This is a genomic window from Microbacterium yannicii (assembly GCF_024055635.1).
GTDB classification, from domain to species: Bacteria; Actinomycetota; Actinomycetes; order Actinomycetales; family Microbacteriaceae; genus Microbacterium; species Microbacterium yannicii.
In genome coordinates this window covers 44,437-69,190 of the sequence record NZ_JAMXMB010000010.1, presented here as the reverse complement: position 1 = coordinate 69,190, position 24,754 = coordinate 44,437, and the positions used below count along the sequence as shown (strand labels likewise).

Here is a 24,754-nt window from a genome sequence, read left to right as displayed (position 1 = left end):
GCAGCCTCGTAGCGGGCGAGCGCCCCGAGGAGGAGGGCAGGAATCCTCCAAAGTTGCTTCGTCCCCGCCACAGACGAGGACTTCGTCAATGTCGATTCCGACACAGTCATGGTCGACCCAGCAACAGCGATCCATTGCGTCGCTCGATGGCGTGGATATCACCTCGAGACTGACACGCAGCAGTCGCTCACGTGCGTCCTTGCCGCCCGGGACGGCACGGTGGAGTCGGCAGGTTGCAGCGACTGGCTTGGTGGCGACGCGGCCATTGCTAGCGGAGTATCGGACAGCCCAACGATCGGCTCGCGCGCAGCCGTGGCTCTATCGATGACGGCCGTGACCGTTGACTTGGTTCTACCCGAGCACGAGCTCCGCGCGCTCGACGACGGGAGTGTGCTCTCCGACTGCAACACCGAGCGTGGCAATGGCCGACGAGATGATGGAGGCATCTGGCGAGACATCCCATCGAGCAATCGGTTGACCGTCAGGCCGGACGAGCATGGCGCCGTCGACGCCGAGGTGCAGCGCATCCGCTGTCGCCGGGTCGAGCACATGGACGACGACCGGGATGGCAGGCGTCGGGACAGGGAGGGGCGCGTGCCCGCCCGGGCCTGTCATGATCAGCAGTCCGTCGCCGAGCAGGTCGAGCGTGGACGTGTGGCCATCGGGCAGCCAGACGTGCGGGACTCGGTCGGCGATGTCATCGAGGTAGTCCTTCGACACGTCGCGCTGGTCGGAAGAGTGAGTCGAGCGCTCCATGTTCCTCAGGCCCACTGGTCGACGCTCCGCCTCGAAGGTGTCGAGGAGTGATTCGTCGGCCCATCCGCGAAGGACCCAGCCGAGCTTCCAGCCGAGGTCGTAGCCGTCGTGGATCGCCGTATTCATTCCGGTCGCGCCGCGAGGCGTCATCCGGTGGGCAGCGTCTCCGACGATGAACACCCGCCCCTCGCGATACCGGTCAGCGATCTCAGCGGTGAATGCGAAATCGCTGACCCATGCGATGTCCACTTCGAGGTCAGGTACGCCGGCCCCTGAGCGGATGAGTTCGGCCAAGCGCTCCGGCGGGTAATCGGCCAGAGTCTCACGCGTGGGATCCCACGTCATGGAAAACGCCCAACGGTCGCACGCGTCGGTGGGCAGAAACACCCACGGAGGTCCCTGTCGAGTGAGCATGTACAGCCCATGGAGGGGCTTGTCCACAAACTCTGCAAGCGGAGCGTGGAAAACGACGGCGAGATACGCGGCCAGCTCTCCCGGCCCCCGCATCGGGATGCCGGAGTGACGACGAACCGTGCTGCGGGCGCCGTCGGCCCCGATGAGGTACGCGGCGCGAACGGTCGATCTCTCGTCGCCCTGGCGAAGCGAGACGATCACGCCATCTTGGTCGGCGGTGAACCCGATCACTGTCGTGCCGACGAGCACCGACGCAGCGGAGAACGAGAGGAAGTGCTCCATCAGCACCGGCTCGAGATGGTCCTGCGGCGCGATGATCCCCGTCGTGGGGCTGAGCAGTGCGGCATCCGCTGCCGATGGAAAGCCCATGGATACCTCGGTGCCATCAGGCGACACGAGGGTTGGTCCCACCCAACCCGTGGTCTCACCGGCGACGGCGCCGGATCGGACTGACTGTTCGAGGCCCCAGGCTCGCATGAGTTCCATGGTTCGAAGGTTGACTCCGGTCGCGCGTGGGAACGGCGAGGGGGCTGTCCGTCGCTCTACGACCAGTGTGGGGATGCCCTGGCGGACGAGGGCGATGGCCGCTGTGAGCCCGGCGGGGCCGGCGCCGACCACGATCACGGTCGGCGGTGTGGAGAGCGTGGGCATCGGAAACCTCTCATCGCATTTCATCGGACGTTGTGTCTTTCGCTAGACAGTGTGTCTTTCATCGGACGCGCTGTCAAGTAAAAGTAGGATGGGATCATGACAACGCGGAAGTACTCGCAGCAGGCTCGGGCGGCGGCGGCCGAAGAAACGCGCCGCAAGATCCTCGACGCGATGCGCGATCATTTGCGCACGACCCCCGCCGAGGCTTTGAGCGTCGAGCGGGTGGCTCAGGCCGCCGGCGTCGCCCGCTCCACGGTGTACCTGGTGTTCGGCTCGAAGGCCGGGCTCTTCCAAGCACTCGGCCAAGACTTGCTCGAACGTACGGGCTTCAACCGCATCGTCGAGGCGGTGAATCTTCCGGACGCCCGTGATGCGGTGCGCGAGGGGCTCCGGGCTGCGGCCAGCGTCTACGCGGCCGAGCGCGACGTCTCGCGGACGATCTATTCGATGTGGGCACTCGAACCCGAGGAGGTGCGAGGTGCGTTCGAGGTGGTCGAGCGCGGGCGCATCGAGGGACAGCGCCGCTTGGCCCGACGGCTCGCCCAAGAGGGGCACCTACGCGCCGACCTCACCGTAGAGGAGGCGGTCGACATCCTGTGGGTCATCACGAGCTTCGAGACATTCGACCAGTTGTTCACCGGACGCGGCCTGAGCGTCGAGGACAGCTCAGCGCGCCTGATCGTGATGGCCGAGCGCGCGTTGTGGGCCGATTGAGCAGGAATCCGACGTCGATACGCGCATGGGGCCGCCCAGCAACCCGGGCGTCTGAGTCCTTCTGACGGCTGACACGCCGACACTCTCACCCGTGCTCGCTCGTCGCTACATCGTGCTGATCGTATTGCTGACGATCACCGACAGCGCTCCGATCGCTCCCGCGACGATACCCAGAATGGAGATCAGGCGGTACGTCCGCTGATTGCTCGCCTGGCGCGTGCCGATCAGGCCGACGATGCCCAGCACTATTGCGACTACCGACACCAAGAGGTAGGGGTTGAAGAAGATGCTCACCGCCCCGAGGACGATGGCGGCGAGAGGCAGCCATACTTTCGCGTCGAGGGCGGACGAAGGCTCGGTCATGGCACGCCTCGATTCGTGGGTTGCCCAACGTTAGCGGTCTGAGCAAACGGGCGTAAGAGGGGTTCGCCTGTCCGGAAGCTCAGCAGTGCGAAGCTGCGCTACGCGGTGACGGCCGTCGCACGGATGGACATCAGGATGCCGGGCAGTTCGACGCCGAGCTTCGCGACGTACCGCGCGGGTGATGCTGACGGGAACCAGCGTGCGTACTCCTCGTTGAGCCCCGCGAAGTCCTCCGGCCGTGTGAGCAGGATGCCGAGCTCGACGACGTCCTCCAGTCGCGCCCCTGCCGCCTTCAGGATCGCCTCGCAGTTCGCGAGCGCCTGACGCGTCTGCTCCTGAATGGTGTCGCCGGCCAGGGTTCCCGTGTTCACGTCTACGCCGACCGTGCCTGAGACATAGACGTGCGTTCCCGCTCGCACCGCCTGACTGTAGAGGGAGGAGCTAGGAGCCTCCGGTGTGGTGACGATCTCCCTGGGCATCGCGAGCCTCCTCATTGTGTAGGTACCGCTGATGCCGTGCATGGTGGCAGAAGATCATGGGCAGCAACAAGGGCCCGACGTGCACACCACGAGCGCCATCGGAGAGAACACCGAGGTCCATCCGCCCGCCTGCCCGCGGACGCGGTCGACAACCGCACGTGACAGCCGCCGCAGGATCAATTCCCCTCACGAACCCGGCGCAGACCGGTCGGTGATCGGTCGTCAATCTGGCGTCGGAGTCCAGCCTCGCCCACCACTAGACGCTCAATGCAGCGCGGAGGCACCGAGTACCGTCAAAGGGCCTTCGTCGGCGGTCGGGGGCTGGAAGTGGTCGAAGTACTCGGCCGCGACGTCGTTGGGAAGCGCGTAATCGTCGGCGTGCTCGTGGCTGCGCGCATCCATTCGCTCGAGCGCGACTGCTCGTGGCGTCGCGAGATAGATCGTCTCCGGCACTACTCCAAGCGGGCGCAAGAGGTCCCGATACGCGAGGCGGGCGCGGAGTTCTTGCTCGATGTCTTCGCGCACGTCGGCCGGTAGGGGCATCGTCTGGATGCCACGTCGCCAGGCTTCCTGGTCGAACGAAAGGCGAACCATGCCCTCGGATTCGAGCCGCCTGGCGACGGTCGACTTTCCCGAACCCGCGGGCCCGCACATCAGAACAACTCTGCTCACCGCTCCGACGATATCCCTTGACCGGTCGGGGTCCCCGGCGTGCGCCGGCGCGAATGAGGATCTTCTGCGGGGCGGGGCGATGACGTCGCTGGTGGCCGGATTCCGCGTGCTGCGCTGCTACGAACCGACGGCGCGGACTCGGTTGCCCCGGGGGTTGTGCTCCAGTTCGACGTATCCCAGTGCTTCCAGCAACGGAGGCACGTACATGGCGAAGCGGCCCCGGTAGCCCTTGCGCTGTCCGTACCAGCCGCCGACGGGGTTCTCCGGCGATCGCGCCCATTCTTCGACCGTGCCCGGCACGGCATCCTTCTGCTCGTCTGCGGCACCCAACGGCATCCAGTCCCCGCGAGCGATCAGCATCTCGCGGAGGTCATCGACCGCGCGATCCAGATACGTGAGGCGGGTGCTGCCCACCTTGCAGACCAGCACCGCAGGATCGGCCTCGGCATCGCGATACATCTCGTACGAGGACGATAGCGGCGGCGTCTTCAGCCGCCACGGGTCCTCCTTCGTCCCGCTGCCGGACTCGTTGGCACCCATGATTGTCCCTCCCTACGCGTCGCGGATCGCGTCGCGCCCCGGGCAACATCATCCTCGTCAATCCGGCAGCGGGGAAGGGCACGTGCTGGGCTGCTCGACCGAGACGTTCCTCTCACCGCAGTCTCCGCACTGCTCGACCTCCTGCTGAGGTCTCGCCCGGCAGCCCGAGCTACGGGCGCGCGGCCGCACGCGGCTGCGCGCCTTGTGGCAGGACAGCCGTCTCAGCCACTCGCGTGCGGGTGATCGCGTGCCCACATCGCTGCGCTGGTGCGGTCGGTCACTCCGATGTGACGAAAGACGCTGCCGAGGTGCGCTTTCACCGTGCGCTCGCTGATGCCGAGCCTGGTCGCGACCTGTTTGTTCGCCATGCCGGCGGCGACCTGAACTCAGGGGATCCCCCGTTACGGAGATTGCGCGCCCGCGAGCTGGCCCCGGATCGCCGAGCCGCGCTGCTCTGGTACGCCAGCGGTCGTCTCTGACGCCGCGTCGCTACTCGGACGACGCCACCGAAGATCGGAAACAGCTGCGGGCCATCCGCGGCATGGGCGTAGCCGCCACGGTCAGTTTTCGCCCAGGAGAAGTCAGAGCGAGACGTCGCTCTCGATGGCCTCGGCCAGATCATCGACGGCTTCGGGTGGCAACGAGACGCCCGCGGCCTCGAGCCGTAGCGCGAGCACGTGACTCACGTCATCCGACACCTTCCCGTGGTGGATGTCGTCCTCCACCTCGGCGACCACGTGCTCGATGGTCTCGATGCGATCGTCGTCCAACGCGACGTGGAGGTCCTCGTTGTGGATGCTCATGCGCTCACCTTGGTGCGGCCACCATGTCGCACGCACCCCCTTGACGTGACGGCCCGTCACGTGCGTCGTCCGCGGCGATTCGTCGTCGGGGCGCGCCCGCCGAACGAGCAGGCGCTCGCGCGCTGAGAGGATGGAGGCATGACCGCAACACTCGTGACGCGCGGACTGGCCGGCGGTCACGGTCATCGCACGCTCTTCGACTCGCTCGATCTGACGGTGGCGCCGGGCGATGTGGTCGGGGTGGTCGGTGCCAACGGAGCGGGGAAGTCCACGCTGCTGCGGCTGCTCGCCGGCATCGACGAACCGCAGGCCGGCACCATCACGCTTTCCCCCTCCGACGCCTTCGTCGGCTGGCTGCCTCAGGAGCACGAACGCGTCGACGGCGAGACCGTCGCCGAATACCTCGCCCGTCGTACGGGCTGTGCACAGGCGACCAGGGAGATGGATGCCGCGGCCGCCGCCCTGGGCGACGCTGCGTCGTCCGAGCCCGGCGTCGACCCCGCAGACACTTACTCGACGGCACTGGATCGCTGGCTCGCGAGCGGCGCTGCCGACCTCGAGGAACGCATTCCGGTCGTGCTCGCCGACCTCGGGCTGGACCTCGGCGGGGCGCCCGCTGCAGAGGCGACGATGACGTCGCTGTCGGGCGGCCAGGCTGCCCGGGTCGGGCTCGCAGCGCTGTTGCTCTCTCGGTTCGACATCGCGCTGCTGGATGAGCCCACCAACGATCTCGACCTCGACGGCCTGGAACGACTCGAGGCGTTCGTGCGGGGACTGCGGGGCGGTGTCGTGCTGGTCAGCCACGACCGCGAGTTCCTGGCGCGCAGCGTGACGCGAGTCCTGGAGCTCGATCTGGCGCAGCATTCGCACCGCCTTTACGGCGGCGGCTACGACGCCTATCTCGAGGAGCGCGCGACGGTTCGCCGGCACGCGCGGGAGAAGTACGACGAGTTCGCAGACAAGAAGGCCGATCTGGTCGCGCGGGCGCGCACGCAGCGGGAGTGGTCGAGCCAGGGTGTGCGCAACGCGATGAAGAAATCGCCTGACAACGACAAGATCCGGCGCAAGGCGGTCACCGAGTCGAGCGAGAAGCAGGCGCAGAAGGTGCGCCAGATGGAGAGCCGCATCGCGCGGCTCGACGAGGTCGAGGAACCGCGTAAGGAATGGCAGCTCGAGTTCACCATCGGCGCGGCACCCCGCTCGAGCACGGTCGTCTCGACGCTGAACTCCGCCGTCTTCGAGCAGGGCTCGTTCACGCTCGGGCCGGTGTCTGTGCAGGTGAACGCCGGTGACCGGATCGGCATCACGGGTCACAACGGCGCCGGCAAGTCGACGCTGCTGCGCGCCCTGCTGGGGAGGCAGGTGCCGGACCAGGGCACGTCGAGCGTCGGCGCGAACGTCGAGGTCGGCGAGATCGATCAGGCCCGTTCCTTGCTGGTGGGCTCCCGGCCCCTCGCCGCCGCATTCGAGGAGCTCGTGCCGGCGATGGAGTCCGGGGAGGTGCGCACTCTGCTCGCCAAGTTCGGTCTGAAGGCTGATCATGTGAATCGACCGGTGGACGAGCTCTCTCCGGGCGAGCGCACGCGCGCTGCGCTGGCCCTGCTGCAGGCGCGCGGCGTGAACGTTCTGGTGCTCGATGAGCCCACCAACCACCTCGACCTGGCGGCGATCGAACAGCTCGAGCAGGCGCTCGAGTCATACCGGGGCACCCTTCTCCTGGTGACGCATGATCGACGCATGCTCGAAGCCGTGCAGCTCGACCGGCGCTGGCGTGTCGATGCGGGGCGCGTCACCGAGGTTCATTGAGCCGACCTGCGCTCGCAGGCGCACGAGGGTCGGCCGTCGGTGTGGGCGGCGGTCACCTCAGCGGGGCGACATCCAGCGTGAATCGGTGCGCCCGCAGCCGCTCCGCGAGCTTGTCGCCCATGGCGACCATCGGCGTCAGCACGCCGGCGCGGTCGGGCAGCTCGTCGAGCGCGAGGCTGAGCGCTGATTCACCCAGCATGACGCCTGTTCCGCCGTAGCCGGGATCGAACGGTGCAGCAACGCGGGCGCGCATCGGCTCGCCCTCGACCGGGTAGACGTCGACATCGAGGACGAAGCGCCCGTGCTCGACAGTATCCGCGCCCGGGCCTGTGCCCGGCTCCGGGAGCACACGATCCAGGATCGCGCGGGTCGGCGCGAACGACATCGCGCCCACGAAGGCCGCCGTGCCGACGCTGATAGCCCCGGCCGCCGCGAAGCCGGCGACCCCTCGTCCCGTCGTCACGACCTCGCGGTACTGCATGAGCTGGCCATAGCTCCAGCCCGTGAGGTAGTTGCTTCGCTGGATGATCTGCTGGTTGTAGGCGCCCATGATGAACGGCGCCTGCCAGCCGCCCCGCTCCTTGCCCCAGCCGCTGCCGGCACGGCGAGGAAGGCGGACGGATGGCCCGGGTGTCAGGGCGAAGGGGTTCGCGATGAGGCGGCGTGCCGAGGCATCCGTCCTCGCCTCTCTCATCTGCTGGCGAAGCGAGTCGATCGTCCCCCCGCTGATGCCGCCGCGGAGGGAGCGCACCCGCAGCGTGGCCGCGACGATCGGCACGCCGCCGGCGGCTGAATGGGAGAGGCCGACGCCGAGGTCGGAGGGGATCGAGTCGAAGCCGCACGAATGCACGATCCTGGCACCGCTCTTCTCTGCGGCGTCGTGGTTGCGTTGGATGCTGCGCGCCACGAAGATGCTCTCGCCCGACAGATCGGCGTACGAGGTGCCCTCGCGGGCGCAGGAGGCCGCGACCTCCATGCCGTAGCGCAGGTAGGGCCCAACCGTCGTCGCGACGACGGATGTCGACCGCGTCATTCGCGTGATCGCCGTCTCGTCGGTCGTGTCCACCTCCATGATCGGCCAGTCCACGCCCAGCTCGCGGCGTGCGTCTTCCAAGCGCGCGCGTGAACGCCCGGCGAGGGCGATCCGCACGCCGTCCGGCGCCGATCGGGCCAGGTGCCGGGCGGTGAACGCTCCGACGAACCCCGTCGCGCCGAGCAGGACGATGTCGTGGTCGCGCGCGTTCTCGCTCATGTCACGCGAGCCTAGGTGCGCTCCAGCGGCGTCGACACCGGGTTGCGTCCGCCCGACGAACCGCCTACGACCCTCAGATGCCGCGTCGCGCGAATGCGCCTCACCGACCGAAGCGGGACACCAGCCGGATCACCGTCGGCAGTCCGCGAGAAGTCGCCGGCCGCCCGGTGAGGCTCTCGAGCACGGGGGTGGCGTGGCCTTCCCCCTCGACCTGGTTGCGGACGAGAGCCCACCCTTCGCCGGCATCGACGATGGAGCAGCGATGGTCCGTGGCGCGGCTGATCACCTCGGCATCGTCAGCGTCGATGATCGCGCCGCTGTGCAGCGTGAACTCGAACCGGCGGGGTTCCGGCGTGGCTCCGTACTCGTCGACGATCGCGGCCAGCTCGGACAGCGGGATCCAGAGGATCTGCCGCTCATGGCCCGACCGCGCCGCCACGGCGTCCATCGCCTGTTCGACCACCGAAGCCGGCTCGTCGGAGTCGAACAGGATGGTGCCGTTGCTCTGGAAGGTCTGGACGCGGGGGCAACCGCCGTCGGCGAACCCCGCCACGATGTCGCTCGTCGAGGGATGGCCGCGCTGACCCTGATTGACGTTCCGCATGAACGCGACGCAGCGCATGGACCGAGCATAGGGCCCGACGCTGGCCCTTGACCTCGCCACCATCGGGGAGGAAGGTGCAGCGCAGCCGCGATGACGATGGAGCATGCAGCGGTGTTCTGATCTGTCATGACGGCCCCACGCCGGCCGCACCTGAGTGACGCATGGCGAGCGACCGGGACCTACGAAGGTCGACCGGAGGAAACTCTCATGAGAATCAGAAAGACGCTGCTCGCGGGTGCCACGGCAGCCGCTCTCGCGCTATCGATACTTTCCGCCCCCGCAGCGGCGAGCGCGAGCACGCCCGCCGGCGGGCACGGACCGGGCGGTGAGGGACCGGTCGCGGCGCTTCTTGCGTCGGGGATGCAGGGAACCATCGGCAGTACGATCGGCCCGGACGGCGCGCTCTACGTCGCTGAGGGCAAGATCGGCCAGATCACGCGGGTCGACGTCCGCACTGGTGAGAAGTCCGCCTTCGCGACGGGTCTGCCGATCACTCTGCTGCCGTTGGGCGGAGCAATCGACGTCGCCTTCGTCGGCCGTACGGCTTACGTCCTCGTCACCACGGTCGGCGACGACATCCCGGGTGATACGACCAACGACGTCGACGGCATCTACCGCGTCGACGACATCGACAGCTTCACTGTCATCGCGAATCTCGGCGATTGGTCGATGGAGAACCCGCCGCCGCCCGACATCGACTTCTTCCTCGCCCGCGGGGTGCAGTACGCGATGCAACCGATCTGGGGTGGATTCCTCGTCACCGACGGGCACCACAACCGCGTCCTCAAGGTCTCGATGTCCGGCGACATCAGCGAGGTCGAGCAGTTCGGCAACGTCGTGCCGACAGGTATCACGGCTCTCGGACCGCTGGTCTTCATGGCCGAGGCGGGCCCGGTGCCGCACGATCCGGCTACCGGCAAGGTCGTCGCATTCGGCCTCTGGAACCCCCAGCCCAGGGATGTCGCGTCGGGCTACAGCGTCATCACGGACGTCGCCTTCGGAGCGTGCGGGCTCTACGCGGTGTCCCAGGGTGACTCGCCCGGTGAGGTGCCCCCAGGTTCGCCCGCCCTTCCTGACAGCGGCGAGCTGCTCAAGGTCAACCACGACGGCACATTCGCCGTCGTGGCCCAGGGACTCGACCTCCCGACCTCGGTGGCCTTCAAGCGGGACACGGCGTATGTGCTCACGCTCAACGGCGAGGTCTGGAAGATCGACGACGTGTCCAGTGCAGGCAGGCATCACCGCGGGAGCGGCTGCTTCGCGAACGGCTACTTCGGCGACTGGTGACATCGGGCCGACGGCCGGCTGTCGATCGAGCAGCAGCCGGCCGGGGCACCGTTCGTATGATCGCGGTTCAGGGGGTTCCGGCGCCGTCGCCGGGCGGCTCGGCGACGTCGAGGACCGCTTCGGCGAATGCGTGCGGTGCTTCGGCGGGCAAATGGTGTCCCGCCCCCGGGATCTGCCGATGCCTGCGCGGGCCGGTGAAGAACCGGTCGTGCTGCGTGCCGTCCGTTGCGGGGAAGTTGCCGTCGGCGGTGCCGTCGAGCGTGATGGTGGGCACCGTGATCGGCGGCAACGCGGCGAGGCGACGCTCCAGGTCGACATGCTGAGGTGCCCCGGGTTCGAGACCGAGCCGGTGACGGTACGAGTGGATGACCACGTCGACATAGTCGGGATTGTCGAACGCTGCGGCGGCGCGGGCCAGGTCGGCGTCGTCGAAAGTCCAGGCGGGGGAGTTGCGGCGCCAGATGACGTCGGCGATCCCCTTCGGGTCCTGTGAGAGGCCCGCGCGGCCGCGCTCGGTCGCGAAGTACCAGAAGTACCAGAACCCGGCTTCGAGACCGGGCGGGAGCGGGATGCCGGCTGTCGAGATGTCTTGGATCAGGTAGCCGTTGACCGACACCAGCCCTGCCACACGCTCGGGCCAGAGCGCGGCGACGACGCAGGCGGCACGGGCGCCCCAGTCGTAGCCGGCGAGGATCGGCTGCTCCAGATCGAGCGCGCCGATGAAGGCGAGCAGGTCGGACCCGAGCGCCGCCTGCTGGCCGGAGCGGATGGTGCGCGCCTCGCGGAACGACGTCGGACCGTGCCCGCGGAGAAAGGGGACGAGCACCCGGTAGCCGGCGTCCGTCAGCAGCGGCACGACGTCCACGTAGCTGTGGATGTCGTACGGGAAACCGTGGAGCAGTACCACCGGCTCGGCGGAGGGATCACCGGCGTCGATGTAGCCGACGCTGAGCTCGCCGGCGTCGACGGTTCGGAGGGGAGTGCGGAATGAGGTGAGCATGTGGGGCCTCTCGGATGAGGCGGCGCCCCGGAGACCGACGGTCATCCGGGGCGCCGCGGTCGGTCACGCTGCCGCGACGAGGCTCGCGACGTAGGCCTTGGCCGCCTCGGCGATCGTCCCAGCGACCGCAGCCGGCTCCGACACCGAGATCGCGTGCGACGCGCCGGCGATCTCGTGTGTGCCCCTCGATGCCGCGCGCTCGGCACCGGCGCGGTGCACGGCGACGGGGATGTTGAGGTCCTTCTCGCCGAAGACGTGCCACGAGGGGATGTCGCGCCAGGCCGGGCGCTCGGTGGGCAGGCCCTCCGTCAGTGCGGCCTGGGTGACCGGGCGCTGCGTGGCAGCCATCAGAGCGGCAACCTCCGCGGAGACGTCGGCCGCGAACTGGTGATGGAAGAGCTCCGGACGGATGACGAACTCGTCGCCTCCGCTCGACACCGGGTACGCGGCGAGGGCGTCACCCAGCGTGCTGCCGGGCGCGCTGCCCGACAGGTCGAACGCACTCTGACCGGTCTCGGGCACGAATGCCCCGGCGTAGACGAGGCCGACGACGGCGTCATTGTCCGCGGCCGCCTCGCTGATGACGAGTCCGCCGTACGAGTGGCCGACGAGGATGATCGGGCCCTCGATCGACGCCATGACATCGCGCACGTAGGCGGCGTCGCCGGCCAGGCTGCGGAGCGGGTTGGCGACCGCGACCGCGGTGACCTCGTGCTGCTGCAGCTGGGCGATGACGCCGTTCCACGACGAGGACTCGGCGAACGCGCCGTGGACGAGGACGATGGTGGGCTTCTGCTCGGACATGTCTGTTCCTTTCGAGGGTGGACGTGCGGTGTTGTCAGCGAAGACCAACCGCCGTCCGTGGTTGTGACCGCGGAACCGAAATCCGGCGAAACACAGCAGACCTGTCACAACTGGCCGTGGCATCCGGTCTCAGCTGTGAACGTGCGCGTTCCCGCGCGCGATGAACAGAGAGGGTTCGACATGAGGATCGCTGTCATCGGGGGAACAGGGCTGATCGGCTCACGAGTGGTGGCCCGACTGCAGGCGACCGGGCACGATGTCGTCGTCGTCGCGAGAGCTGCCGGCGTGAACTCCTTCACGGGCGAGGGCCTCGCGGACGCGCTCGCCGGAGCCGAGACCATCGTCGACGTCTCCAACTCGTCGTACACCGATGAGGAAGGCGCTCGCGAGTTCTTCTCCGGCTCGACCCTCAATCTGCTCACCTACGGCGCCGCAGCCGGCGTCCGCCACCATGTCGTGCTGTCGGTCGTCGGCACCGACCGCCTCGCGCGTTCGGAGGGGGGATACTTCCGGGCCAAGGCGGAGCAGGAACGTCTGCTGGCGGCATCCGGTCGCCCGTTCTCGATCGTGCACGCGACGCAGTTCTTCGAATTCATCCGCAGCATCACGGATGCCGCGACCCGCAGTGGGATCGCACATGTCGCCGACGCACTCATCCAGCCGATGGCCGCCGACGATGTCGCCGCGGCGGTGGCACGCGCCGCCCTTGCTCGGCCGACCGGCGAGGTCGCGGAGCACGCCGGCCCGGAGGTGTTCGAGCTCGGCTATCTCGCCCAGCGTGAGCTGCGGTTCCGTCGTGACGAGCGAGAGGTGGTCGCAGACCCGCTCGCGACCTACTTCGGTGCGCAGCTCGATCGCTGGGAGCTGCTGCCCGGCAACGACGCGGCGATCGCGCCCACCCGCTTCCACGACTGGCAGGTGGCGGCGAGCGGGAGGCGGGACGACCTCTTGCTGCCGGTCGCCGCGGGCGTACGCTGAGCGCGGCGAGAGGAGCGGCGGCATGACCGAGCAAGCGTCCGGGACGGAACAGCAGGTCGACGACATCGTGCAGGCGGTGGCTGTCTTCGACCAGCACCGCCGCCGGATCTTCGGCATCGCGTATCGGATGCTCGGCACGGTGGCCGACGCCGAAGACATCGTCCAGGAGACCTGGATCCGCTGGCAGAACGCCGATCGCGCCGACATCCGCGAGCCTGCGGCGTTCCTCGCGACCGTCGCGACGCGGCTCTCCATCAATGCGACACAGTCCGCGCACGCGCGTCGTGAGACGTACATCGGGCCGTGGCTGCCGGAACCGGTCAACACCGACGACGATCCTGCGCTCGGCGCCGAACGCGGAGAAGCGCTGCAGTTCGCGATCCTGCTCGTGCTCGAGAAGCTCACGCCGACCGAACGCGCCGCGTACATCCTGCGAGAAGCGCTCGACTACCCCTATGAGCGCATCGCCGACGTCATCGGTGCCACTGTCGCGAGCGCGCGTCAGCTCGTCAGCCGTGCCCGGAAGCACCTCGCGTCCGCTCGCCGGGCGGAGGTCGCGGCCGCCGAGCAGCGACGCCTGCTCGAGGCGTTCCTCGTCGCCGCGCAGCAGGGCGACGTGACGGGCCTCGAGCGGCTGTTCGCAGAAGACGTCGTGAGCACGACCGACGGCAACGGCGTCAAGCTGGCGGCCCGCATCCCCGTGGCCGGCCGCAGCCGGGTCGCGAAGTTCGTCGCAGCCTTCTCGAGCCACTTCTGGATCGGCAAGACCATCGACTGGGTCGAGCTCAACGGACAGCCCGCGGCGACGCTCTCCGAGGACGGGGTCGTCACCACGGTGGCGATGATCACCGCGTCGGAGGACGGCATCCGTCAGATCCACTGGGTGATGAGCCCCGACAAGCTCGGGCACGTCGCCCCGGTCGGGGCGTGACCAGACGACGTCGCGCGTCGTGGCTGCACGTCTTTCCGCGGGGTTCGAGGACGAGCGCCGTGCAGCACGAGGGCGTCGCGCGCGCGCTCGCCGCCGCCGTCGAGAGCGGCGACCCGGGGCAGCTGGGGGGATTGATGCACCCGAGCGTCGAGCTGACGGTCGATGGAGGCGGCATCGTGGCCGCGCCATCGGCTGCGCTCCGCGGTGCGCAGGAGGTCACGCGGTACCTGTCCGGCGTGCTGCTCGACTCCGAGGTGTCGGTGCGCATCGCTTCGGTGAACGGGATGCCGGGGCTCGTCGTCTGCCGACACGGTGAGGTCACAGGCGTCCTGGGTATGCGTGTGCGCGGCCGGCTCATCGTGCAGGCGTGGCTCGTGGTGAATCCGGGCAAACTGACGCGCTGGCACGCGGAGTGACGCGGCTGTCACAGATCGAGCGACCGCCCTGTCCTAGCTGATGAGCGCACACCTCTTCCCCGCGCTCTTCGAACGAAAGGCACATCATGGCAAAGATCGTCGTCATCGGCGGCTCGGGACTGATCGGCTCGAAGGTCGTCGCGAAGCTCACCGAGCACGGGCACGAGGCCGTACCGGCGTCGCCGAACTCGGGCGTCAACACGATCACCGGCGAGGGTCTCGCCGAGGTGCTGCAGGGCGCGGACGTCGTGGTCGACGTGTCGAACTCGCCGTCGTTCGCACCCGACGACGTGATGGAGTTCTTCACCACCTCCACGAACAACCTCGTGGCGGCTTCGCGTGAGGCGGGCGTCGGGCACTACGTGGCCCTCACGATCGTCGGGACCGACCGTCCCAACGACATCGACTACTTCGCGGCCAAGGCGGCGCAGGAGAAGCTCATCCGCGCGTCGGGGATTCCCTACTCGCTCGTGCATGCCACCCAGTTCTTCGAGTTCATCGGCGGCATCGCCACCGTGTCGGGCAACGGTGACGGCATCCACCTGCCGAACAACCTCATGCAGCCGATCGCCGCGGAGGATGTCGCGACGGCCGTCGCGCGCACCGCTGCCGGCGCACCTCTGAACGCCGACGTCGAGATCGCCGGCCCGGAGGTCATGGGACTCGACGAGCTGGTCCGCCGTGGCCTGGCGTTCCGCGGCGACCCGCGCGAGGTCGTGACCGACCCCGAGGCCCCCTACTTCGGCGCACGCATGCAGGAGCGCACCCTCATGCCGGTCGACGGTGTGCAGGTGTTCGCCACGACGCTGGACGAGTGGCTGCCGGCGAACCCGCCGCGCGACTGAGGATGTGACGAAGGCCCGGGCCCACCGATCGGTGGCCCGGGCCTTCGTTCTGACCGGTCAGCGCACTGCACCCGCCGGAGTGCTCAGGCGGACCCGGCCGCGGCCGAACGGCAGCGCCGGAGCCGTGTACCGCAGTGCGGGCGGATGCGTCGGCTCGAGCGCGAACTCGGCGTGGCCGAAGCGCCACAGTCGGTTGAACAGGAACACTCCGACGACGACGGTCTCGTCCGCCGGGACCTGCCAGGTGCCGAGGCCCCACTGGGCCGGCTGGCCGCGACCGGCGATCACGAGGGTCGGCTTGATGCGGGCGTAGAGGGCGAACCACGGCTTGTGCAGGGTCAGCTCGATGCGGCGAGTCGCGCCGCCGGTGGTGCTCATGTCGCACTCGCGGCGACGGCATCGTCGCGCGGGATCCGGGGAATGCCTCGTCGGTTCACTCGGGTGGCCTCTCGTGGTCGGCTCCCAGGCTAACCGCCGGCAGGGCGGTCATCTGACCGCTCATCAACGCACAGACGCGCCGAAGGTCGGGCGCCGGGAATGCGTTCCCGGCATCCTGGGCTATAACACCGAGTGGCGGCTCAACCGGCCGCCATGAATCTCGTTAGGAGCACCACCGTGCGCGCACTCATCCATTCCACCTTCGGCGACGCGACCGACGTTCTCGAGGTCGGCGAGCGACCGCTCCCCGAGCCGGGTCCGGGTCAGGTGCGGGTGCGCACGGTGCTCTCTCCGATCCACAATCACGACCTGTGGACGATCCGCGGCACCTACGGCTTCAAGCCCGAGCTGCCTGCGGCCTCGGGAACCGAGGCGTACGGCGTCGTCGATGCGCTCGGCGAGGGCGTCGAGCAGCTGCAGGTCGGACAGCGCGTCGCCACGGGGGGAACGTTCGGTGTGTGGAGCGAGTACTTCGTCGCCAAGGCGGCCGGCCTCATCCCCGTGCCTGACTCCATCGACGATGAGACGGCCGCACAGCTCATCTCCATGCCGTTCAGTGCGCTGAGCCTTCTCGACTTCCTCGCCGTGAAGCCGGGCGACTGGATCGTGCAGAACACCGCCAACGGCGCCGTCGGCAAGCTCGTGGCCCAGTTCGCCGCGGCGCGCGGCGTGCGCGTCCTCGGGCTCGTGCGGCGCGACGCGGGGGTGGCGGAGCTGGCCGGCCTCGGCATCCATGATGTCGTCTCGACCGAATCCGACGGCTGGCGCGAGCGCGCTGCGGAGATCCTGGGCGAGAATGCGCCGCGCGCGGCCGTGGACTCGGTCGGCGGCGAGGCGGCCGGCGACCTCCTGTCGCTCCTCGGCGAGGGCGGCACGCTCGTCTCGTTCGGCTCCATGGGGTCGAGCACCCTGAAGCTCTCGGCCGGCGACCTCATCTTCAAGCAGGCGACGGTGAAGGGCTTCTGGGGCAGCACCGTGAGCAGGACGATGGATGCCGCCACCCGCGGCGCCCTGTTCGCCGAGCTCGTGCAGCGCATCGGTTCGGGCGAGGTCGCGCTTCCGGTGGATGCCGTCTACCCGTTCGAAGAGGCCCGGGCCGCCGCGGCGGCGAGCGCCGTGCCGGGACGAGCGGGCAAGGTGCTGCTCCGCTTCTGAGCCCGTCGGTCGCGCGCGCTCAGCCGGGCTGCGGTCCGGCTGGCGCGTCCGCGGCGCTCTCCGCAGGGAAAGGGTCCGCGAGAGCGGCTGGGCTCCGCCGATCAGCGTGCTGTCGGCCGGCGAGGAGCCGGCGGCGGCGGCACTTCCTTGGCCGCGATGATCGCACCGCGGGGAATGCGCTCGACTCCGCGCTTGCCGTCGACCACGACAGTCTCGGCATCGGCGCTCAGCAGTTCGCCCAGTGCGTCCGTCGCCTGCCCGGTCGGCAGCAGGTACCGCACGACCACGCGGCGGCCCGGTTCGGGCAGGTTCACCACGCGCCGGGGGCGTAGTCCTTGAGGAACACGCCGAACAGGTCCTCGCCCGCCTCGCCGCGCACGATCGGATCGTAGACGCGTGCCGCGCCGTCGACCAGGTCGAGGGGTGCGTGGAAGCCCTCCTCGGCGAGCCGCACCTTGGTCGGGTGGGGCCGCTCGTCGGTGATCCAGCCGGTGTCGACGCTCGTCATCAGGATGCGATCGGTCTCGAAGAGCTCCCTCGCGCTCGTGCGGGTGAGCATGTTGACGGCCGCCTTCGCCATGTTGGTGTGGGGATGCCCCGGCCCCTTGTAGCCCCGGTTGAAGACGCCCTCCATCGCGCTCACGTTGACGATGTACGTGCGACGAGCGCTGCTCGCGGCCATCGACGGTCGCAGTTTCGAGACGAGCAGGAACGGCGCGGTCGTGTTGGCCAGCTGCACCTCGAGCATCTCGAGCGGGTCGACCTCGTCGACGCTCTGCACCCACGAGTTGGAGTGGTCGAGGTCGGGGATGAGGCCGCCGGCGTCGATCGCCGTGCCTGCGGCGAGGCGCTCCAGCGAGCTGGAGCCGGCCGTCATCGCCTGCTCGGTGAGCTCGTCGGCGCGTGCGGCGGCCGCGGCGAGGATGGGGTGGGCGGTGACCGAGCGCTCCAGCGCCTGCGGGTGCCGATCGTTGGTGTGGCCGAAGGTGATCAGCTCGGGCAGCGGTCCTTCGGGGAGCGGCGCCAGCTCGGCGTCGACGAGTGGCTGATAAGCGCCGGGGGAGCGACGCACCGTCTGGGTGGCGTTGTTGATGAGGATGTCGAGCGGGCCGGCGGCCGCGACATCCTCCGCCAATCCGATCACCTGCGCGGGGTCGCGCAGGTCGATGCCGACCACCTTGAGGCGGTCGATCCATTCCGGCGCGTCGGGCAGGCTGCTGAAGCGGCGCACGGCGTCGCGGGGGAAGCGGGTGGTGATCGTCGTGTGCGCACCGTCGCGCAGCAGGCGCAGCGCGATGTACATGCCGATCTTCGCCCGACCGCCGGTGAGCAGTGCGCGCTTGCCGGTGAGGTCGGCGCGGGCATCGCGCTTGGCGTGGCTCATCGCCGCGCAGGTGGGGCAGAGCTGGTGGTAGAACGCGTCGACCACGGTGTACGGCTGTTTGCAGATGTAGCAGCCGCGCGCCTTGATCAGGGTGCCGGCGGTGGGCGCGGTCGTCGCGGTGGAGATCGGGATGCCGCGGGTCTCGTCGTCGATCCGGTCCGGCGCTCCGGTGGCCGTGGCCGCGACGACGGCGCGGTCCGCTTCGGCGATGGCCTCGCGGATCTCTCGGCGGCGCACCTTCTTCACGGCCTTGAACATGGCGGCCGTCGCCCGCCGTACGGCGACGAAGTCGGGGTGCGTCTCGTCGAGCCCCGCCATGCTGTCGAGCACGCGCAGAGTCGTCGCGAGCTCGTCCGGGTCGATGCCGCTCGGCGGCAGGTCGGCGGGGGTGGAGGAATCGGGAAGCACACGTGATTCTACGCCGCGACCGATGCGCGGTAGCTGTTAGCGTGCCATCGTGAACACCTCGGACGCCGCCCCGGCCCACGACCGCAGCATCCATGTCTCTGCCGCTGTCATCGTGAACGAGCGGGATGAACTGCTGCTGGTGCGCAAGGCCGGGACGACGGCGTTCATGCAGCCGGGCGGCAAGCCCGAACCGGGGGAGTCCCCGAGCCAGACGCTGAGCCGAGAGCTGCTGGAGGAGCTCGGCCTCGCGGTGGAGGCGGATACCCTGCGGCCGCTCGGCTCGTACACCGCCGCGGCGGCCAACGAGCCGGGCTTCCTCGTGATCGCCGAGGTGTTCGAGACCGACATCGGCGCTCAGGTGCCGGTGATCGGTGCCGAGATCGAGGAGCTGCGCTGGGTGACGAGCAAGGACGCCGACGGACTCGAGATCGCCCCGCTGGCGCGCGAGAACTTCCTGCCCGCCTGAGGCGCCGCTGTCCGGTCACGCTGCTGCGTCGGACCGCCGTGCGGTCAGGCGGCGGTCTGCGTGTGGATGTCGGTCTCGAAGCTCGTCGCGTTGAGGTCGAGGTAGATCCGCCGCTCCGTGATCGACACGGTCATCGTGTTGCGGCGCGCCAGCACTCCCGTGGCGGCATCGACGAAGCCGGGATCGAAGCTGTTCAGCAGGATCGCATCGCCACGGTGGATCCGCTTGCCCGCCCACGGCGCGGCGACCTTCCCCGGGTCGCGATGCGTGTAGACCCTCGTGCGCTCGGCCTGCATGCTGCCGGTGTGCAGGCGTGCGGCATCCGGAGCCCCCACCTCGATCCACGCGACCAGGGCGCCGGTGAGGTCGCGCACCAGGACCGCCGGCTCGTCCGTCGCCGAGACGCCCTCGCTGAACGCGATGCCCTCCTCGTACTCGAGGCAGTAGGCCAGCACCCGGGTCAGCATGAAGGCGTCGGTCTCGGACGGATGCCGCGCCACGCGGATCGACAGATCCTCGTAGACGCCCCGATCGACGTCCGCCAGTTGGATGTCGAAGGTGTACATCGTCACGCCGATCGCCATAGCGTTCGAGCCTACGCGGTGGAGGGGGCTGGCTCGCGCTGGCGGGCGATCGGCCGGTCGACTGCTGTCGTCAGCTCTTCGGCCACTCGATCAGCAGCAGCCCCTGCTTCGTGTCGGAGACGAGCACCTGCCCATCCGTGAAGAAGTACGTCATGCCGTAGCCCGCGTCGTCGGTGGCGATCGCGGTCTCGGCGCTCTCCGTGATGTAGACGCCGGCGGCGTCGTCTTCACGCAGCCACCCCTGCGAGACGAGCTCGTCCTGCGCGTCTGCGGCCTCATCGTCGGAGAGCGGCGCCCAGCCGAACATCTGGCCGTGATCGCCCGCAGGGCCGTCGAAGTCGGCCCACATGCACTGCAGGCCGTCCTCGATCTCGGTGCTGCCGATGTACAGCGGCGAGGCCTGCGATGTCCAGCCGACGCTCTCGTAGTTGGCGACGACCGACGTCCCGACGAGGCTCTCGCACGTCGGGTCTTCGGCGGCCTCAGGCTCGGGCTCGGGCGTCGCGGACGGTTCGGGAGCGGCCGGAGTCGGTGTGACGGCGTTTCCCGTCTCTTCCGGTGCGGCCTCCGGGCTGCCGGAGCATGCCGACAGCAGCACGGTGGTCAGGACGACGGCGGCAGCGGCGCCGAGGATGCGGGGGGCAGGCATCGGGGGTCTCCGTGGGGGAAGGGAGGTGGGTGGGGGAGGGAGGGGGCGGAGCGGGATCAGGCGGCGGGGTTCTCGGCCGAGTGGTTGTCGGCCGAGTGGTTCTCAGTGCCGTGGAGCAGGTCGAGGTACGCGTCGTGGAGCACACGATTGGTGGCAAGGGAGGAGCCTGCGGCCAGCGAATCGCGACCGTCGAACGACGTGAACCGGCCGCCGGACTCGGTGACGATCGGCACCAGCGCTGCGATGTCGTACTCCTTGACGCCGAACTCGGCGACGAGCTCGAGGCGTCCCTCGGCGAGGAGCATGTACGGCCACGCGTCGCCGTACCCGCGGTCCCGCCACACCGACGCAGTGAGGCGTTCGAGGGCCTCGAGCTTGCCGGCATCCCGCCACTGTCCGATGCTCTGGAAGCTCACGCTCGAGTCGGCGATCGCATCGACCGACGAGACGCTCAGGCGCCGGGTGCCGCCGGACGGCGTGTTGGTCCAAGCGCCGAGGCCGGTGGCGGCCCACCAGCGCCGGCCGATCGCCGGCTGGCTGGCGACGCCGACGCGCGGCACGCCGTCGATCGCGAGGGCGATGAGGGTCGTCCACATCGGGATGCCCTTGAGGTAGTTGGCGGTGCCGTCGATGGGGTCGATGATCCACTGCCGGTTCGAGTCGCCGGTGATCCCGTACTCCTCGCCGAAGATGCCGTCGGCGGGGCGCTCCGTCTCGATCAGTGCGCGGAGGGCCCGCTCGGTGGCGAGATCCGCCTCGGTCACGTGGCTCGCGTCGGCCTTCAGCCGGATGTCGAGATCCGCCGCATCGAAGCGCGACATGGATGCCGCGTCCGCCGCGTCCGCGAGGCGAAGCGCCAGCTCGAGATCGGGTCCCAGATCGCCCTCGAACGGCGTGTCGAACGTCGACGAGGGGGGAGGGGTCATCACAGATCCAGGATAGCCGGGGCGTTCCCGTCTCGATTTCACGAGACGCGATCGTGATGCTAATGTTGGTCCTCGGTTCGCCTCGTCGGGAACCATGCACCTCTAGCTCAATCGGCAGAGCAACTGACTCTTAATCAGTGGGTTCTGGGTTCAAGTCCCAGGGGGTGCACCACTCAGAAAGCCGCCTCCCGCAGACCTTGCGGAAGGCGGTTTTCGTTTTCCGCCGCTCGAAGTTCACGGGTGCTGCCGAGCTGCCGTACAGACGCAGAAGGGCGGTCCTCACGGACCGCCCTTCTGCTGACTCGCGCGTCAGGCCGCGTCGCCGACGAGCACGGCGGCTGCCTCGTCCGCGGCATCCGCTTCGCGCTCGTCGATGCGGGCGAGCGCGCGGCGGCCGAAGAGGATCGTCGCGGTGGCGATGAGAATGGATGCCGCGGCGAACAGGTATGGCACCGTCGGACCGTACGCGTGCCACAGCCACGCGGCGAGCGGGGGAGCGGCGGCGCCGCCGAGGAACCGCACGGCAGAGTACGACGACGAGGCGACGGAACGGGGGAGGTCGGTCGCCTCCATGACCGACTCGGTCAGCACGGTGTTCATGATGCCGAGCAGCAGGCCGCCGACGATGATGCAGACGACCAGCGACGTCGGGTCCTCCACGAGGATGCCGGCGACGACGAGGTCGATGGCCAGCAGCGGCAGGGTCAGGAGCATGACGGTCGTCCGTGCGAGGAAGCGCAGCAGCAGCGGCGCGACCCACACGCTCGTGACCGCCAGCCCGACACCCCAGCCGAAGAACGTGAAGCCGATGCCCATCGCCCCGAAACCGAGGGGGAATGGCGAGAACGCCAGCAGCACGAAGAAACCGATGTTGTAGAACAGTGCCGTCACGGCGAGCACCGCGAGCGAGGGGATGCGCAGCGCTTTGAACGGTGCCGACAGGGGTACGGGGGCCACCTTCTCGGCGGGGCCGCGCAGCAGCACGAGCACCGCGACGAAGGCGATGGCCATGAGGACGACGACGCCGAAGAACGGGCCGCGCCAGCTCAGCTCGCCGAGGAGGCCGCCGAGGAGCGGGCCGATCGCGATGCCGAGGCCGAGAGCCGCCTCGTAGAGGACGATGGCGGCGCTGCTGCCGCCCGACGCCGCGCCGACGATGGTGGCGAGTGCCGTGGAGATGAAGAGCGCGTTGCCCAGACCCCAACCGGCGCGGAAGCCGATGATCGCGTCCACACTGCCGCTCAGCGAGCAGAGGAGAGCGAACACGACGATCAGTGCGAGACCGATGAGCAGCGTCGCCTTCGCGCCGATGCGACTCGAGATCCAGCTCGTGATGAGCATCGCGAGCCCTGTCACCAGGAGGTAGCTGGTGAAGAGGAGCTCCGTCTGCACGGGGCTGGCCTGGAGGGACTCGGCGATGGCCGGCAGGATCGGGTCGACGAGGCCGATGCCCATGAAGGCGACCACGCACGCGAACGCGACGGCCCAGACCTGTGCCGGCTGGCGCCAGACCGAGACTGTGGTGTGGCCGTGCCCGCTCATCGGGTCGCCTCCGCCGTGCCGGCGACGGGAGCCGTGCGCGTGCGGTCGAGCTTGCGCGTCAGCACGTCCGCCGTCGTCCGCAGTGCGTCCCATTCCTCCGGCGCGAGGTCGTCGAAGTGCGGCGCCAGGGCGGCCGTCAGCTGCAGCAGCCAGGTGTGCAGTGCCTCCAGGCCGAGCGGTGTCACGTCGACGACCGTCGCGCGCGAGTCCGCGGCATCCGTCGTCTTCTCCACCAGCCCGTGCTCGGTCATCTGGCCGACGAGGCGCGTCATGCCGGGCTGCGTCACTCGGCTCAGACGGGCGAGTTCGCCGATGCGCAGCGCGCCGTGGTCACGCAGGATCGTCAGCGTGCGCCACTGAGCGGCGGGGGTCTCATTGGATGTCTCGAGCGCCGCGACGCGCGTCAGCGCGTGAGCGGCCACGATGAGGGTCTCGATGCCTTGGTCGTGTGTCACCCGACAAGTATACCTTCGATATATATCGAGGGTATGAAAGCTGGCGAACGTCCCGTTTGGATAACGACATCGCGATCGCGCGGCCCTCGACTTGCGGTGGACCCCCCGGATTTCATAGATTGCAAGAACCTGAATCGGCTCTCATGTTTGAGCGAAGCACCGGTTCGAGGCACCAGATCCTTCCAATGAGGAAAGGCACGCACATGCGGGTTACGAAGAAGTTGCTCCTGGGCTCCGTGGTCGTCACGGCAGCGCTCGCCCTGGCGGCGTGTGCGCCGTCGGCCGAGCCGAGCGGAGAGTCGACCGACGGCGCCGGGCCGGAAGAGGTCACCGTCGGCATCGTCACGAGCGAGTCCGGTCCGCTCGCCGGCTACGGCAAGCAGTACCTCGACGGGTTCGAGGCCGGCCTCGACTATGCGACCGACGGCACGAACGAGATCGACGGCACGACCATCACGATCGAGAACCGCGACGACGCGGGCGACCCCGACAAGGCTGTCACCGCCGTGAAGGAGCTCATCGGCGAGGGCGTCAACATCATCGCCGGCACCGCATCGTCGGGCGTCGCGCTCGCGGTCGCCGAGCAGGCGGAGCAGAACAAGGTGCTGTACATCTCGGGCCCGGCTGCCGCCGACGCGATCACGGGGATCAACGACTACACCTTCCGCTCCGGACGCCAGAGCGCGCAGGACGTCGCCACCGCGGGCACCTTCCTCGACGACATCGAAGGCAAGACCGTGACGGTGTTCGCCCAGGACAACGCCTTCGGCCAGGGCAACGTCGCCGCGGTCGAGGCGATCCTCGGCGGCAAGGGCGCCACCGTGAACGCGGTGCTCGTCGCCGAGGACGCAACCGAGTTCACGCCGTTCGCCCAGCAGGTGCTCGCCGGCAATCCCGACCTGGTGTTCGTCGCGTGGGCGGGTGCGACATCCGGTGCGATGTGGCAGGCGATGAGCCAGCAGGGCGTCCTCGACGACATCCCGGTCGTCACCGGGCTCGGCGACTCGGCGACGTTCGGCGCCTACGGCGAGGCATCGGAGAAGATCAACTTCCTGAACCACTACTTCCCGGGCGCTCCTGACAACGACGTCAACACCGCGATGGTGAAGGCGATCGAGGACGCCGGCGGCACGCCCGACCTGTTCAGCCCTGACGGCTTCAACGCCGCGATCATGATCGTCCAGGCGATCAAGGAGGGCAAGGGCGACGTCGACGCGATGGTGTCCGCGCTCGAGGGCTTCGAGTTCGACGGGCCGAAGGGCGCCATGACGGTCCGCGCGAGCGATCACGCGCTCCTTCAGGAGATGTACCAGGCCAAGCTCGTCGCGAAGGACGGCACGTTCGTGCCCGAGCTCGTCGACACCGTCTCGGCCGACGACGTGGCGCCGGCCGAAGCCGAGTAGCAGCGGCATCTCCCGAGCCCATGTTCCCG

Annotated in this window: 29 protein-coding genes and 1 tRNA gene; 11 read left to right on the top strand and 19 right to left on the bottom strand. The window is 69.0% G+C overall.

Annotated elements, in window-relative coordinates; translation table 11 throughout:
* Positions 1 to 351: 351 nt before the first annotated feature.
* The gene (locus NCG93_RS05185) at positions 352 to 1,821 is read right to left on the bottom strand and encodes an FAD-dependent monooxygenase (protein ID WP_194415102.1); all 1,470 of its coding nucleotides are present in this window, start codon (positions 1,819 to 1,821) and stop codon (positions 352 to 354) included.
* Between the two features lie 96 nt (positions 1,822 to 1,917).
* On the opposite strand from NCG93_RS05185, the gene NCG93_RS05180 reads away from it, so the two are divergent.
* Positions 1,918 to 2,535: a TetR/AcrR family transcriptional regulator gene (locus NCG93_RS05180; protein ID WP_194415103.1), complete on the top strand. Its 618-nt coding sequence runs from the start codon at positions 1,918 to 1,920 to the stop codon at positions 2,533 to 2,535.
* A gap of 105 nt (positions 2,536 to 2,640) precedes the next feature.
* Here NCG93_RS05180 and NCG93_RS05175 read toward each other — a convergent pair whose 3' ends face one another.
* The 6 genes from NCG93_RS05175 to NCG93_RS05150 all read right to left on the bottom strand — a co-directional run bounded on the left by NCG93_RS05175 (position 2,641) and on the right by NCG93_RS05150 (position 5,392).
* A complete protein-coding gene (locus NCG93_RS05175) occupies positions 2,641 to 2,898 on the bottom strand; it encodes a hypothetical protein (RefSeq protein ID WP_194415104.1) in 258 nt (85 codons plus the stop codon).
* 98 nt (positions 2,899 to 2,996) lie between these two features.
* Complete coding sequence (locus NCG93_RS05170) at positions 2,997 to 3,377, bottom strand: RidA family protein (RefSeq protein ID WP_194415105.1); 381 nt, start codon at positions 3,375 to 3,377, stop codon at positions 2,997 to 2,999.
* 264 nt (positions 3,378 to 3,641) lie between these two features.
* A complete protein-coding gene (locus NCG93_RS05165; protein ID WP_206687811.1) occupies positions 3,642 to 4,031 on the bottom strand; it encodes a P-loop nucleotide/nucleoside kinase family protein in 390 nt (129 codons plus the stop codon).
* A 135-nt stretch (positions 4,032 to 4,166) separates the two neighbouring features.
* A complete protein-coding gene (locus NCG93_RS05160) occupies positions 4,167 to 4,589 on the bottom strand; it encodes a DUF6855 family protein (protein WP_194415106.1) in 423 nt (140 codons plus the stop codon).
* 221 nt (positions 4,590 to 4,810) lie between these two features.
* Positions 4,811 to 4,957, bottom strand: a complete 147-nt coding sequence (locus NCG93_RS05155) for a response regulator transcription factor (RefSeq protein WP_194415107.1) — start codon at positions 4,955 to 4,957, stop codon at positions 4,811 to 4,813.
* 213 nt (positions 4,958 to 5,170) lie between these two features.
* Positions 5,171 to 5,392 carry a hypothetical protein gene (locus tag NCG93_RS05150; RefSeq protein WP_194415108.1) on the bottom strand — a complete coding sequence of 74 codons (222 nt, stop codon included), beginning with the start codon at positions 5,390 to 5,392 and terminating at the stop codon, positions 5,171 to 5,173.
* Between the two features lie 138 nt (positions 5,393 to 5,530).
* On the opposite strand from NCG93_RS05150, the gene NCG93_RS05145 reads away from it, so the two are divergent.
* Positions 5,531 to 7,198, top strand: a complete 1,668-nt coding sequence (locus NCG93_RS05145; RefSeq protein WP_194415109.1) for an ABC-F family ATP-binding cassette domain-containing protein — start codon at positions 5,531 to 5,533, stop codon at positions 7,196 to 7,198.
* 52 nt (positions 7,199 to 7,250) lie between these two features.
* Here NCG93_RS05145 and NCG93_RS05140 read toward each other — a convergent pair whose 3' ends face one another.
* Entirely contained in the window at positions 7,251 to 8,450 is a 1,200-nt protein-coding gene (locus tag NCG93_RS05140) for a saccharopine dehydrogenase family protein (protein ID WP_194415110.1), read from the bottom strand.
* Positions 8,451 to 8,550: 100 nt separating this feature from the next.
* Entirely contained in the window at positions 8,551 to 9,072 is a 522-nt protein-coding gene (locus NCG93_RS05135) for a DUF1697 domain-containing protein (protein ID WP_194415111.1), read from the bottom strand.
* A gap of 189 nt (positions 9,073 to 9,261) precedes the next feature.
* Here NCG93_RS05135 and NCG93_RS05130 point away from each other — a divergent pair, with 189 nt between their 5' ends.
* Positions 9,262 to 10,341 carry a ScyD/ScyE family protein gene (locus NCG93_RS05130; RefSeq protein ID WP_194415112.1) on the top strand — a complete coding sequence of 360 codons (1,080 nt, stop codon included), beginning with the start codon at positions 9,262 to 9,264 and terminating at the stop codon, positions 10,339 to 10,341.
* Positions 10,342 to 10,408: 67 nt separating this feature from the next.
* Here the strand turns inward: NCG93_RS05130 and NCG93_RS05125 are convergent, their stop codons facing one another.
* Positions 10,409 to 11,341 (bottom strand): alpha/beta fold hydrolase, encoded by a 933-nt coding sequence (locus NCG93_RS05125; protein WP_206687818.1) that lies wholly within the window; start codon positions 11,339 to 11,341, stop codon positions 10,409 to 10,411.
* A 63-nt stretch (positions 11,342 to 11,404) separates the two neighbouring features.
* Positions 11,405 to 12,145, bottom strand: coding sequence for an alpha/beta fold hydrolase (locus tag NCG93_RS05120; protein ID WP_194415114.1), 741 nt, complete (start codon positions 12,143 to 12,145; stop codon positions 11,405 to 11,407).
* Positions 12,146 to 12,325: 180 nt separating this feature from the next.
* Between NCG93_RS05120 and NCG93_RS05115 the strand changes: the two genes are divergently transcribed.
* From NCG93_RS05115 to NCG93_RS05100, 4 genes are all read left to right on the top strand, one after another.
* Entirely contained in the window at positions 12,326 to 13,123 is a 798-nt protein-coding gene (locus NCG93_RS05115) for an SDR family oxidoreductase (RefSeq protein WP_194415115.1), read from the top strand.
* A gap of 22 nt (positions 13,124 to 13,145) precedes the next feature.
* Entirely contained in the window at positions 13,146 to 14,054 is a 909-nt protein-coding gene (locus NCG93_RS05110) for an RNA polymerase sigma-70 factor (protein WP_194415116.1), read from the top strand.
* 59 nt (positions 14,055 to 14,113) lie between these two features.
* Positions 14,114 to 14,470, top strand: a complete 357-nt coding sequence (locus NCG93_RS05105; protein WP_194415117.1) for a sigma-70 family RNA polymerase sigma factor family protein — start codon at positions 14,114 to 14,116, stop codon at positions 14,468 to 14,470.
* Positions 14,471 to 14,556: 86 nt separating this feature from the next.
* Positions 14,557 to 15,315 (top strand): SDR family oxidoreductase, encoded by a 759-nt coding sequence (locus tag NCG93_RS05100; RefSeq protein ID WP_194415118.1) that lies wholly within the window; start codon positions 14,557 to 14,559, stop codon positions 15,313 to 15,315.
* Positions 15,316 to 15,372: 57 nt separating this feature from the next.
* On the opposite strand, the gene NCG93_RS05095 is transcribed toward NCG93_RS05100, so the two are convergent.
* Positions 15,373 to 15,693: a hypothetical protein gene (locus NCG93_RS05095; RefSeq protein ID WP_194415119.1), complete on the bottom strand. Its 321-nt coding sequence runs from the start codon at positions 15,691 to 15,693 to the stop codon at positions 15,373 to 15,375.
* A gap of 237 nt (positions 15,694 to 15,930) precedes the next feature.
* Here NCG93_RS05095 and NCG93_RS05090 point away from each other — a divergent pair, with 237 nt between their 5' ends.
* On the top strand, positions 15,931 to 16,908 hold the full coding sequence (locus tag NCG93_RS05090; RefSeq protein ID WP_194415120.1) for a zinc-binding dehydrogenase: 978 nt from the start codon (positions 15,931 to 15,933) through the stop codon (positions 16,906 to 16,908).
* Positions 16,909 to 17,009: 101 nt separating this feature from the next.
* Here the strand turns inward: NCG93_RS05090 and NCG93_RS05085 are convergent, their stop codons facing one another.
* Both NCG93_RS05085 and NCG93_RS05080 read right to left on the bottom strand, forming a co-directional pair.
* On the bottom strand, positions 17,010 to 17,225 hold the full coding sequence (locus tag NCG93_RS05085) for a putative acetyltransferase (RefSeq protein WP_252787451.1): 216 nt from the start codon (positions 17,223 to 17,225) through the stop codon (positions 17,010 to 17,012).
* A complete protein-coding gene (locus NCG93_RS05080; protein WP_194415121.1) occupies positions 17,219 to 18,700 on the bottom strand; it encodes an SDR family NAD(P)-dependent oxidoreductase in 1,482 nt (493 codons plus the stop codon). The genes NCG93_RS05085 and NCG93_RS05080 overlap by 7 nt, the downstream gene beginning before the upstream one ends.
* Positions 18,701 to 18,749: 49 nt before the next feature.
* On the opposite strand from NCG93_RS05080, the gene NCG93_RS05075 reads away from it, so the two are divergent.
* A complete protein-coding gene (locus NCG93_RS05075; protein ID WP_194415122.1) occupies positions 18,750 to 19,166 on the top strand; it encodes an NUDIX hydrolase in 417 nt (138 codons plus the stop codon).
* Positions 19,167 to 19,210: 44 nt separating this feature from the next.
* Here NCG93_RS05075 and NCG93_RS05070 read toward each other — a convergent pair whose 3' ends face one another.
* The 3 genes from NCG93_RS05070 to NCG93_RS05060 form a co-directional block, all read right to left on the bottom strand.
* Positions 19,211 to 19,750 carry a YaeQ family protein gene (locus tag NCG93_RS05070; protein WP_194415123.1) on the bottom strand — a complete coding sequence of 180 codons (540 nt, stop codon included), beginning with the start codon at positions 19,748 to 19,750 and terminating at the stop codon, positions 19,211 to 19,213.
* Positions 19,751 to 19,820: 70 nt separating this feature from the next.
* A complete protein-coding gene (locus tag NCG93_RS05065; RefSeq protein WP_194415124.1) occupies positions 19,821 to 20,399 on the bottom strand; it encodes a hypothetical protein in 579 nt (192 codons plus the stop codon).
* Positions 20,400 to 20,455: 56 nt separating this feature from the next.
* The gene (locus tag NCG93_RS05060) at positions 20,456 to 21,325 is read right to left on the bottom strand and encodes an inositol monophosphatase family protein (RefSeq protein ID WP_194415125.1); all 870 of its coding nucleotides are present in this window, start codon (positions 21,323 to 21,325) and stop codon (positions 20,456 to 20,458) included.
* 96 nt (positions 21,326 to 21,421) lie between these two features.
* Between NCG93_RS05060 and NCG93_RS05055 the strand changes: the two genes are divergently transcribed.
* Positions 21,422 to 21,497 (top strand) — tRNA-Lys (locus NCG93_RS05055).
* Between the two features lie 137 nt (positions 21,498 to 21,634).
* Here NCG93_RS05055 and NCG93_RS05050 read toward each other — a convergent pair.
* Together NCG93_RS05050 and NCG93_RS05045 are read right to left on the bottom strand one after the other, a co-directional pair.
* Entirely contained in the window at positions 21,635 to 22,867 is a 1,233-nt protein-coding gene (locus tag NCG93_RS05050) for an MFS transporter (RefSeq protein WP_194415126.1), read from the bottom strand.
* A complete protein-coding gene (locus NCG93_RS05045; RefSeq protein ID WP_194415127.1) occupies positions 22,864 to 23,322 on the bottom strand; it encodes a MarR family winged helix-turn-helix transcriptional regulator in 459 nt (152 codons plus the stop codon). The genes NCG93_RS05050 and NCG93_RS05045 overlap by 4 nt, the downstream gene beginning before the upstream one ends.
* 203 nt (positions 23,323 to 23,525) lie before the next feature.
* Between NCG93_RS05045 and NCG93_RS05040 the strand changes: the two genes are divergently transcribed.
* Entirely contained in the window at positions 23,526 to 24,725 is a 1,200-nt protein-coding gene (locus tag NCG93_RS05040) for a substrate-binding domain-containing protein (protein ID WP_194415128.1), read from the top strand.
* Positions 24,726 to 24,754 lie beyond the last annotated feature (29 nt).

Bases quoted from the DNA above. Each gene is read 5' to 3' on its own strand.
- NCG93_RS05060 (WP_194415125.1), bottom strand. From the start codon at position 21,325: ATGACCCCTCCCCCCTCGTCGACGTTCGACACGCCGTTCGAGGGCGAT.
- NCG93_RS05130 (WP_194415112.1), top strand. From the start codon at position 9,262: ATGAGAATCAGAAAGACGCTGCTCGCGGGTGCCACGGCAGCCGCTCTC.
- NCG93_RS05160 (WP_194415106.1), bottom strand. From the start codon at position 4,589: ATGGGTGCCAACGAGTCCGGCAGCGGGACGAAGGAGGACCCGTGGCGG.
- NCG93_RS05135 (WP_194415111.1), bottom strand. From the start codon at position 9,072: ATGCGCTGCGTCGCGTTCATGCGGAACGTCAATCAGGGTCAGCGCGGC.
- NCG93_RS05150 (WP_194415108.1), bottom strand. From the start codon at position 5,392: ATGAGCATCCACAACGAGGACCTCCACGTCGCGTTGGACGACGATCGC.
- NCG93_RS05185 (WP_194415102.1), bottom strand. From the start codon at position 1,821: ATGCCCACGCTCTCCACACCGCCGACCGTGATCGTGGTCGGCGCCGGC.
- NCG93_RS05170 (WP_194415105.1), bottom strand. From the start codon at position 3,377: ATGCCCAGGGAGATCGTCACCACACCGGAGGCTCCTAGCTCCTCCCTC.
- NCG93_RS05100 (WP_194415118.1), top strand. From the start codon at position 14,557: ATGGCAAAGATCGTCGTCATCGGCGGCTCGGGACTGATCGGCTCGAAG.
- NCG93_RS05120 (WP_194415114.1), bottom strand. From the start codon at position 12,145: ATGTCCGAGCAGAAGCCCACCATCGTCCTCGTCCACGGCGCGTTCGCC.
- NCG93_RS05140 (WP_194415110.1), bottom strand. From the start codon at position 8,450: ATGAGCGAGAACGCGCGCGACCACGACATCGTCCTGCTCGGCGCGACG.
- NCG93_RS05095 (WP_194415119.1), bottom strand. From the start codon at position 15,693: ATGAGCACCACCGGCGGCGCGACTCGCCGCATCGAGCTGACCCTGCAC.
- NCG93_RS05050 (WP_194415126.1), bottom strand. From the start codon at position 22,867: ATGAGCGGGCACGGCCACACCACAGTCTCGGTCTGGCGCCAGCCGGCA.
- NCG93_RS05175 (WP_194415104.1), bottom strand. From the start codon at position 2,898: ATGACCGAGCCTTCGTCCGCCCTCGACGCGAAAGTATGGCTGCCTCTC.
- NCG93_RS05125 (WP_206687818.1), bottom strand. From the start codon at position 11,341: ATGCTCACCTCATTCCGCACTCCCCTCCGAACCGTCGACGCCGGCGAG.
- NCG93_RS05115 (WP_194415115.1), top strand. From the start codon at position 12,326: ATGAGGATCGCTGTCATCGGGGGAACAGGGCTGATCGGCTCACGAGTG.
- NCG93_RS05070 (WP_194415123.1), bottom strand. From the start codon at position 19,750: ATGGCGATCGGCGTGACGATGTACACCTTCGACATCCAACTGGCGGAC.
- NCG93_RS05145 (WP_194415109.1), top strand. From the start codon at position 5,531: ATGACCGCAACACTCGTGACGCGCGGACTGGCCGGCGGTCACGGTCAT.
- NCG93_RS05110 (WP_194415116.1), top strand. From the start codon at position 13,146: ATGACCGAGCAAGCGTCCGGGACGGAACAGCAGGTCGACGACATCGTG.
- NCG93_RS05065 (WP_194415124.1), bottom strand. From the start codon at position 20,399: ATGCCTGCCCCCCGCATCCTCGGCGCCGCTGCCGCCGTCGTCCTGACC.
- NCG93_RS05155 (WP_194415107.1), bottom strand. From the start codon at position 4,957: ATGGCGAACAAACAGGTCGCGACCAGGCTCGGCATCAGCGAGCGCACG.
- NCG93_RS05180 (WP_194415103.1), top strand. From the start codon at position 1,918: ATGACAACGCGGAAGTACTCGCAGCAGGCTCGGGCGGCGGCGGCCGAA.
- NCG93_RS05165 (WP_206687811.1), bottom strand. From the start codon at position 4,031: ATGTGCGGGCCCGCGGGTTCGGGAAAGTCGACCGTCGCCAGGCGGCTC.
- NCG93_RS05040 (WP_194415128.1), top strand. From the start codon at position 23,526: ATGCGGGTTACGAAGAAGTTGCTCCTGGGCTCCGTGGTCGTCACGGCA.